The 9,626-nt window shown below is 44.6% G+C and carries 6 protein-coding genes; 3 read left to right on the forward strand and 3 right to left on the reverse strand.

Going from position 1 to position 9,626, the window contains the following annotated elements; genetic code table 11:
- The first annotated feature begins 913 nt into the window (after positions 1–913).
- The 3 genes from ACED53_RS21995 to nspC all read left to right on the forward strand — a co-directional run bounded on the left by ACED53_RS21995 (position 914) and on the right by nspC (position 6,454).
- Complete coding sequence (locus tag ACED53_RS21995) at positions 914–3,853, forward strand: pyridoxal phosphate-dependent class III aminotransferase (RefSeq protein ID WP_029225438.1); 2,940 nt, start codon at positions 914–916, stop codon at positions 3,851–3,853.
- An 8-nt stretch (positions 3,854–3,861) separates the two neighbouring features.
- Entirely contained in the window at positions 3,862–5,115 is a 1,254-nt protein-coding gene (locus ACED53_RS22000) for a carboxynorspermidine synthase (protein WP_009848867.1), read from the forward strand.
- Positions 5,116–5,314: 199 nt separating this feature from the next.
- On the forward strand, positions 5,315–6,454 hold the full coding sequence (gene nspC, locus ACED53_RS22005; RefSeq protein ID WP_029225437.1) for a carboxynorspermidine decarboxylase: 1,140 nt from the start codon (positions 5,315–5,317) through the stop codon (positions 6,452–6,454).
- A gap of 67 nt (positions 6,455–6,521) precedes the next feature.
- Here nspC and ACED53_RS22010 read toward each other — a convergent pair whose 3' ends face one another.
- The 3 genes from ACED53_RS22010 to ACED53_RS22020 all read right to left on the reverse strand — a co-directional run bounded on the left by ACED53_RS22010 (position 6,522) and on the right by ACED53_RS22020 (position 9,391).
- The gene (locus tag ACED53_RS22010; RefSeq protein WP_017100618.1) at positions 6,522–7,064 is read right to left on the reverse strand and encodes a DUF1566 domain-containing protein; all 543 of its coding nucleotides are present in this window, start codon (positions 7,062–7,064) and stop codon (positions 6,522–6,524) included.
- Positions 7,064–8,686: a DUF1566 domain-containing protein gene (locus tag ACED53_RS22015; protein ID WP_102579824.1), complete on the reverse strand. Its 1,623-nt coding sequence runs from the start codon at positions 8,684–8,686 to the stop codon at positions 7,064–7,066. The genes ACED53_RS22010 and ACED53_RS22015 overlap by 1 nt, the downstream gene beginning before the upstream one ends.
- Positions 8,687–8,878: 192 nt before the next feature.
- Positions 8,879–9,391: a glycine cleavage system protein R gene (locus ACED53_RS22020; protein WP_017101819.1), complete on the reverse strand. Its 513-nt coding sequence runs from the start codon at positions 9,389–9,391 to the stop codon at positions 8,879–8,881.
- Positions 9,392–9,626 lie beyond the last annotated feature (235 nt).

Raw genomic sequence — 9,626 nt, forward strand, 5'->3', positions numbered from 1 at the left:
GCGCAACCTTGCCAAGGTTGAGGTCATCGGTTCGAACCCGATGTATCGCTCCAAATTAAAAAGCCCGAACAGAAATGTTCGGGCTTTTTGGTTTCTGCCGTTCAACATTTTATTACCCCACATTTTTCCTGTTTGACTCCCGTGGTTAGACGGTCGATAAAATATTCAAATTCTCATACCTTTAACTTCGTTTTAAAAGCGAGATTCCCTATGAACTCGTTCCTCGTACTAGGGAATGACGAAAGGGTGCTGAGATCTCAAAGCCTCACTAGCAACGTTTGTATACCCGCGTCGTCATCCTCGGGCGTGAGGAACGAATGAACCGGGGAGCTCCTTACCTAAAGATTAACTTGACGATATTTTCTGCGATTTGTCAGTTACCGCTCCTATTTATCAAGCGATTATTAAAAACTATTGATCGTTCATTTCACTTTATGTTATTTTCCCGCGCAATCTCGGAATGAACAATGTTCAAGAAGAGCAACGATTGCTTCTGGGGGATACGCGTAGTGACCATTCTTGCTGATTGGGACATTACGTAGGGTAGGTATCAGCTAGCCTTTAGCTGATAGACGGGATACTTATGGCGCAATTCGCCATGCTAATGGGAAACCCAACATTGAACACACTAATAACAACATTGCTAATCAGCTCTGCATTTCCAAAAGGGCCAGTTCTTCATAGCTGTCCGATACTGCACAAATGTCCAATTCTTCAAAACAGTAGCATTACTGAACCTTGAGCTCACGCTAACTAATTTTTGCTGTCCTAAGACGGCCTAATTTCGTATTCGTCATTTGACTTATGCGAGCGTACAGCTATATCTCATTTCTAGACAATACGCGTGTTTCACTATGAATTCTCTCTAAATCAATAGAGGGACGGTGTGCAATTGCGTCTGATGGAGGTGAGTATGAACACATTCAAGGGGACTTTTATGACTACCGCCTTTGAAGTCGATATTAATACTATCGCAAATTCATTTTCAACTATGGTTCCTATCGTAGAGGGAACTTATGACCTAACACCCGACGCTATTTTGCTTGAGCAAGAACAGCATGAATCGGATGTTCGTTCATACCCAAGACGCCTACCGATTGCTATTAAACGAGCATGTGGTGTTTTAGTTGAAGATACTCGTGGCCAACTCTTTCTCGATTGCTTGGCCGGTGCAGGTACACTTTCTCTGGGTTACAACCACCCTGAGATTAACCAAGCACTTAAAGACCAACTCGATTCAGGTTTGCCATACCAGACTCTTGATATTACGACTCAAGCAAAAGAGACGTTTATCAAGCGAGTTAAAGCTTTTCTCCCTCAAGACTTTTCAACGAACTCGGTTCTTCAATTCTGTGGCCCGTCTGGCGCTGATGCTGTGGAAGCCGCGATCAAGCTAGCCAAGCAAACTACAGGTCGTAACACTATGTTTGCTTTTCGCGGTGCTTACCACGGCATGACGAACGGCACCATGGGCATGATGGGTAACCTCGGCACTAAAGAACGTCGTAGCGGCTTGATGTCTGACGTACATTTCATGCCTTTCCCATACAACCTCCGCTGCCCGTTTGGCATTGGTGGTGAAGCAGGTGCTAACGCAAGCATTCGTTACATCGAGCGTATGTTGAATGACGATGAATCTGGCATCATGAAACCTGCCGCGATGATCGTCGAGCCTGTACAAGGTGAGGGTGGTGTGATTCCAGCTCCGGCGTCTTGGCTACAAGGCCTACGTCGCATCTGTGATGAACACGGTATCCTACTGATCTTTGATGAAATTCAGTGTGGTGTGGGTAAAACCGGCCATCGCTTTGCGTTTGAAGAGTCAGGTGTTAATCCTGATATCTTGTGCTTGTCTAAAGCGATTGGTGGCGGACTGCCTATGTCGCTGCTTGTATTCGACAAGAGCATCGATACTTGGAAAGCGGGTGAGCACACCGGTACATTCCGTGGTAACCAGTTGGCAATGGTATCTGGCGCTAAGGCGTTAGAGATCATCGAACGTGATGGTTTGGTTGAGCACGCGAACATCGCAGGCCAATATCTACGTCATGGGCTTGAGAAGATTCAATCGCGTGTGAACTGTATTGCTGAAGTTCGCGGTAAAGGCTTGATGCTTGGCGCTGAGATCAAGCAACCAAATGGTGATCTTAACAAGTTTGGCGAACCACAATCCGACGGCGAACTAACCTTAGCGATTCAACGAGCAGCACTAGAGCGCGGCTTGATGGTTGAAAAGGGTGGTCGTGATGGTTCGGTAATTCGTTTCCTTCCGCCAATGATTATCTCTTTTGAGCAGATCGACTTTGCATTGCGCGTGATGGAAGAAGCGATCATCGCAGCGGGTGGTGGTTTACAACAAGACCCAGCTTCAAGCGAACAAACTAACCAAGAATGGAATAAGCATTTCATCCAGACAGGTTTAGGCGGTAGCAACGAATTTGCTAACGTGATGAACCAAACCACTCAAGCGATGAAAGCGGTTTTTGAACAAGTTGAAACGCCTTATTCGGGTTTAGATCCAAAAGTGCTAGAAGCAGCCATCAATGCTGTTGATCTCGATAACAATCAACACTCTTTGGTTGATGTTGTAGATAGTACTGCAGACCTTGTCGCTGCGAACTCCATCTTCGTGCAACACCCAGACTGCATTGCGCACCTTCACACTCCTCCTCTTATGGCTTCGGTAGCTGCGGAATCGATTATCGCGGCGTTGAATCAATCGATGGATTCATGGGACCAAGCATCTGCTGCGACTTATGTGGAGCAGCGTGTGGTGGATTGGATGTGTGACAAATACCAACTTGGCGCACAAGCTGATGGTGTTTTCACTAGCGGCGGCACGCAAAGTAACCTAATGGGCTTATTGCTGGCGAGAGACTGGGTTGCGGATAAGCACAATGGTCATTCTATCCAAAAGCTTGGCTTACCAGAATACGCGAGCAAGCTGCGTATCTTATGTTCAAAGAAATCGCACTTCACGGTTCAAAAGTCAGCCTCTCTATTAGGGCTAGGTGAAGCGGCAGTATGCTGTGTTGACACCAATGCAAACGGCACTATCAAGCCTGACTTGCTAGACGCAGAAGTGAAAGCACTTAAAGCTCAAGGGTTGATTCCTTTTGCTGTTGTCGGTACGGCGGGTACTACCGATCACGGTGCGATTGATGATCTTGAAGCGATTGCTGACATCGCCAACCAACAAGATCTTTGGTTCCATGTCGACAGTGCTTACGGTGGCGCGCTTATCTTAAGCAGCCATAAAGCTCGTCTGAAAGGTATCGAAAAAGCGGACTCAGTGAGTGTCGACTTCCACAAGTTGTTCTTCCAAACAATCAGCTGTGGTGCAGTGCTGCTGAAAGACAAAGCGAACTTTAAGTACCTACTGCATCACGCAGACTACTTAAACCGTGAACACGATGAACTGCCGAATCTAGTCGATAAGTCTATCGCTACCACCAAGCGTTTCGATGCACTGAAAGTCTTCATGACGATGCAAAGTGTTGGACCAAAGCAACTGGGTGATATGTACGACCATCTTCTAGAGCAGACGCTTGAGGTTGCCGATCTGATTCAGAAGCATGACGATTTTGAGCTGCTTGCTGAGCCGTCTCTTTCGACTGTGCTGTTCCGATCTAAGCCGTCAGCAAACGGTGAGCTAGATTTAGACAAACTGAATCAGACGTTAAGACTGGAAGCGCTGACTCGTGGCGTTGCGGTATTGGGTGAAACTGTCGTGGATGGTAAGAGCGCACTTAAATTTACTATCTTGAATCCGTGCCTAAAGACTTCAGATTTCAAATCTTTAATTAACAAAATTCAAACTCTAGCCACTGAGCTAGCAGAACAACAAGGGTAATTAAAACTATGGCTATTCTACAAATTGGTGCAGGCGGCGTTGGTTGGGTTGTTGCACATAAAGCAGCACAAAATAACGAAGTACTGGGTGATATCACAATCGCTTCTCGCACAATCGCGAAGTGTGAAAAAATCATCGAATCTATCAAAGGCAAAAACAACCTAAAAGATTCTACTAAGAAACTAGAAGCTCGTTCAGTAGACGCTGACGATGTTGATGCGCTTGTTGCTTTGATTAAAGAAGTTAAGCCGGATCTAGTGATTAACGCTGGTCCTCCTTGGGTAAACATGGCGATCATGGAAGCGTGTTACCAATCTAAAGTCTCTTACCTCGATACATCGGTAGCGGTTGATCTATGTTCTGAAGGCCAACAAGTACCACAAGCTTATGATTGGCAGTGGGGCTACCGTGAGAAGTTCGCTGAAGCGGGCATCACAGGTATTCTTGGCGCTGGTTTTGATCCAGGTGTGGTATCAATCTTTGCGGCGTACGCGGTTAAGCACTTGTTCGATGAGATTGACTCAATTGACGTGATGGACGTGAATGCTGGCGACCACGGCAAGAAGTTTGCGACGAACTTTGACCCAGAAACCAACATGCTTGAGATTCAAGGCGATTCTTTCTACTGGGAAAATGAAGAGTGGAAACAAGTACCTTGTCACTCTCGTATGCTTGAGTTTGAATTCCCAAACTGTGGTTCTCACAAAGTTTACTCAATGGCGCACGATGAAGTTCGTTCAATGAAAGAGTTCATCCCAGCTAAGCGCATCGAATTTTGGATGGGCTTTGGTGATGCATACCTGAATTACTTCAACTGCATGCGTGATATCGGTCTTCTTAGCCCAGATCCGCTAACACTGCACGATGGTACTGTGGTTCAGCCTCTGCATGTTCTTAAAGCACTACTGCCAGACCCAACTTCTTTGGCTCCGGGTTACACAGGTTTAACGTGTATCGGTACTTGGGTTCAAGGTAAGAAAGACGGCAAAGAGCGCAGCGTATTCATCTACAATAACGCAGACCACGAAGTGGCTTACGAAGACGTAGAACACCAAGCAATCTCTTACACTACGGGTGTACCTGCGATTACTGCTGCACTTCAGTTCTTCCGTGGCGAATGGGCTGATAAAGGCGTGTTCAACATGGAACAGCTAAACCCAGACCCGTTCCTAGCAACTATGCCGGAAATCGGTCTAGATTGGCATGTTCAAGAACTTGATGCAGGCCAAGGTCTTCCTGTGATTCAAGAGCTGAAAAAATAAGAACTGATTTCTTGTTTTGATTGCTAATTAAAGGGGACATGGATTGTTCCCTTTTCGATGATGATAGCCTTGAAGCTTTGGTATCATTTATTTTGATTTTGTAACTCACTGCGCTCGGACAGGACAAAATCAAAATAAATCACACCAAAATTGTTAATTTACCTTTCCATCTATAGATGCTGCTTGAGTGTTTACAAAAATGACGTTTAAGAAAGAAGAACTAAAAACCCCATATTTCATGATCAACGAAGACAAGTTGATTGCGAATCTAGAGAAAGCCAAGCAACTGAAAGAGATTTCAGGTGTGAAATTGGTATTGGCACTGAAGTGTTTTTCGACATGGGGTGTGTTTGACATCATCAAACCTTACCTCGATGGCACGACAAGCTCTGGCCCATACGAAGTCAAGCTTGGCCACGAAACCTTTGGTGGTGAAACGCACGCTTACAGTGTGGGTTACAGCGAAGATGACGTGAGAGAAGTTGCGGATATCTGCGACAAGATGATCTTCAACTCTCAAAGTCAACTTGCTGCTTACCGTCATATTGTTGAAGATAGAGCTTCATTGGGTTTACGTTTAAATCCGGGCGTGAGCTATGCAGGACAAGACTTGGCAAACCCTGCGCGTCAATTCTCGCGTTTGGGCGTGCAAGCTGACCACATCAAACCTGAAATCTTTGATGAGATTAATGGTGTGATGTTCCACATGAACTGCGAGAACAAAGACGTTGATGCATTTATCGGCCTGCTTGATTCAATTTCAGAACAATTTGGTGAACACCTAGATAAGCTAGATTGGGTGAGCATGGGCGGTGGTGTGTTCTTCACATGGCCGGGCTATGACATCGACAAGCTTGGTCTTGCGCTAAAAGCCTTCTCTGAAAAGCACGGCGTGCAGATGTACCTTGAGCCGGGTGAAGCCATCATCACTAAAACAACTGACTTGGTTGTGACAGTGGTTGATATCGTAGAGAACGTGAAGAAAACCGCTATTGTCGATTCAGCTACCGAGGCACACCGCCTTGATACGCTTATCTATAATGAACCAGCATCGGTATTGGAAGCTTCTGAAAACGGTAACCATGACTATGTGATTGGTTCATGTTCATGCCTTGCAGGTGATCAGTTCTGTGAAGCAAGCTTTGAAGAGCCACTGAAAATTGGCCAAAGGCTACACCTGTTAGACAGTGCGGGTTACACCATGGTGAAACTAAACTGGTTCAATGGCCTAAAAATGCCATCAATCTACTGCGAACGTAGCAGTGGTGAAGTTCAGAAGCTAAATGAATTTGGCTATGAAGACTTCAAACGCTCATTGTCGCAATGGTCGGTTAAGTAACTAAGTCATAGTTTTAGAACAATAAAAAGAGCAGCCGGTGAGCTGCTCTTTTTGTTTTCCTTTAAAACTAGTTAAATGGCTTAACTAATCTAATCAGAGGAGAAGGGGGGTTACTTGGATCTATAATCGTTTCCAGAGCCTCTTCGAAATCAATGATCAAACCATCATAGGCACTGTTAATTTTGTGTGCGTCTGGTGTGTTCGTCCAGTAAGGCTCATTGGTTGTCGTTGGGAAATGTGTCAGGTTAATAGCAGGTTTCGTGCAGCGGTACTCTACGATTGAACTGAGCTCTTTGATATTTGGCAAGCGAAAGCCCGTTTGGCTAGCAATTGTGGTTAGGTTTGTGTCTTTAGTTGCATTGAGTGCATCTTGCCAGCTTTTGTATTTAAGTGCTGTTCCATCACATTTATCTTGTGCCGAATTGTAGCTTTCACCTAAGTTACATTTAGACCAAAGTAAATTAGTGGTAACGTCCAGTAATGTACCATCTTTACGGTCGATAAGCTGCCCGTCTTTAACCGATGCCGACTGTGTCGTTACACATGTTTGTGCTAATACGTTACCGCATAGTAGGGCGGTTAGTGTCCCTAAGCATATATGAAGTTTCATTAGTCTAAGCCTCCGCTCACAGCGACAATACCCGCTGAACTTGAAATGTTTTTATTACAAAGCTCTAGCTCTCCCGTAGCCGTATCAACGCATCGTACGCTACCGTTTTGTTTTACTGAGCTTGTTTTGGTAAAGAGCTTGGTACCTAGGTTAGGGAAGAAGTCCACACCACTTGATGGTTTGCTGCCGACATTAAAGTTAATGAATGAACGAGCCTCAATAGGAGAGGGCAGACGCCAATCCGTGATGCCGCAGATAGCATAACTGTTTAGGCTCTCAATATAGCTTTTGGTATTACAGTTGCGATTACCAGAATTGTCATTGGGGTAAGCGCATTGAGAAGATATAGGTCCGGCGCTGTACAGCAGATCGTTAGGCGCTCCGGCATAACCGCCATTGGTGGTTGCATCGGAATCGTACCAAGTGTAGGTGTATGAAGCACTTCGCCAATAACTTGATTCAGTTCCCCAAGGGTAAGGGTTTGCGTTAGCGTCTAGTTTATGTTTTTCAACCCAAGTTTCGATGTTGCTTGTCGTAGGCAGCGCTCTAGCGGTTTGTTTGTTTTCAATATATAGACCCGTTCGTTCATCTTTTACACAGCGCCAACTAGAGGCTGATGAATTTACTGGATTACCATTCGCATCAATCTTGGTGTAGCGGAAACCATATGCACCATCAGAGTGCTCACTTCCATCCGTTTTATCTAAACCAAAATCGGCATCTTGATTGGGGTGCGATGCTGGAGGGGTGGCGCTGTCGTAAGCTGTGCCATCGAAATAGGTCACATAGCCAGTATCGTTGAAGCTTTTCTGTCCGGGTATATAGAACGCAAGCGAGTTTTTCTTAGCATCGATAGCTGCGTTTCCTGCGCTAGCGATGGTGTAGATTACGGATTCTCCGCCTTCATTGAAGCTGTCAGCAATCGCAGAAAACTTGATGCTTGTTGACAGGGTTTCAGCGGCTATCTTGATACTTGAACCAGCGATATCAACACTAAAGTCTTTAGCTGTGGCGATGCCCGTTTGAGCGAGTGTCAGCGTAACCTCTTTAGAGGTGTAGTGGCTTAAAGTTGCTTGCTGAACAACGCTGTCGCCCTCTACAACGGTACTTAAGTCTTTGCTAAACCGGACAGTTGGCTGATTGTCACTATCATTAATAGTTACTTCGGTTTGCTTGTTGGTCAGAGTGTAATTTGCACTGTTATCCACACCAATGGTGTAGTGAAAGGTCTTGTTCCCTTCGTAAAGATTATTATGGGTAAGATTCAAAGGAAGAGCTGCACTAGTTGCACCCGCCGAAATCTTGACGTTTTGGCTAGAGATAGCATCGTAGCTTTTAAACATACCAGTAGAGCGTGTTGTGATATCGCTGGTGACGATAGTTAGAATGAGCTCTTGGCTTAAGGCTTTGGAAAAAGAAACTGTAATTGACTCTGTCTTCGACCCTGATTGTGGTTCAGAAAATGAAACACTTTTCGGGATGCTAACGTTAATTTGTGATGATGACGAAGTAGACGTTGTTTTACCATTATTCTCATGACCGCTTTTACAGCCACTGAATAGTGTTATGAGAAGGATTACTGAGATGGTATTGAGCTGCCAACTCGACCTGTTTCTTTCCATGTTTGAACCTAAACCATTAAATTGTATAAGATAATCTATGGTAACAAAAATATTATACGAATGCCTGAATTCATATGGTTAAGTTATGTATTTCGAATGTTTCCATATGGTTTTTTGTAAGTTATGTAAGAGGAGGGGGCTTTCTGGAGGGGAGCCTCCCAATGATGAATTTATCATCAGGAGGCTAGCTTGTTAGCTTTCAATCATCACTCGAGTATCTTCACTGAGCGTTTCTAATTCATTCACTACGTCATCAATCAAAACTTCGATTGGTAGCTTAACGGCAATCTTGGAAGTAAATAAGCTTGAGCTAACACCACCGCCACCAGCGATAAATACTCGGTGGCAATCCATATCTAGAATGCTAATCCCTTGTCTGTCTAGTACATGTGTCACTTCGTTGACGATGCCAGCTCGGTCGTTAGAGTCGAGTCGTAAATGATGTATTGTGTCTTGTGCGTTGTTAGTGTGGTCTGAATCAACAAACTGCACGATCAAGTCAGCATTGGCACTGAAAGCATCCTTAACAATTGATTCGTTGATGGCAGGAAGTTGAATCTTTAATACGCCTGCAACTTGATCTTCAATAAAGTTAACTTTACTGATGAGCCATTTTCCGTCGTTTTCGTGAGTAACCGCAGCAAGTTGCTTGATTGTTGCTGGTGATGCTTGTCCGATAAAGTTTACGATAAATGTACTGTTCATATCAGCCCCCAAAGCCTCAATTGTTCGTTGCTAATTAAATGTTTGATATCACGTGATAAAGTTCTTTAATTTCAGTGTAGAAGGTTACATCGAACAATGTTTGACCTGTGTCAATTTTTGAAACTAAGCTGTGATGCAAAAAAAGAGAATGAAGAGTAGGGCACAAAAAAAGCGGCTAGAGAGCCAACACCTATCATTTAAGGTGTTTAGATCGCACAGTGTAGCGAGTCTTACT

The organism is Vibrio sp. 1F169, from assembly GCF_041439605.1.
Taxonomy (GTDB): domain Bacteria; phylum Pseudomonadota; class Gammaproteobacteria; order Enterobacterales; family Vibrionaceae; genus Vibrio; species Vibrio tasmaniensis_A.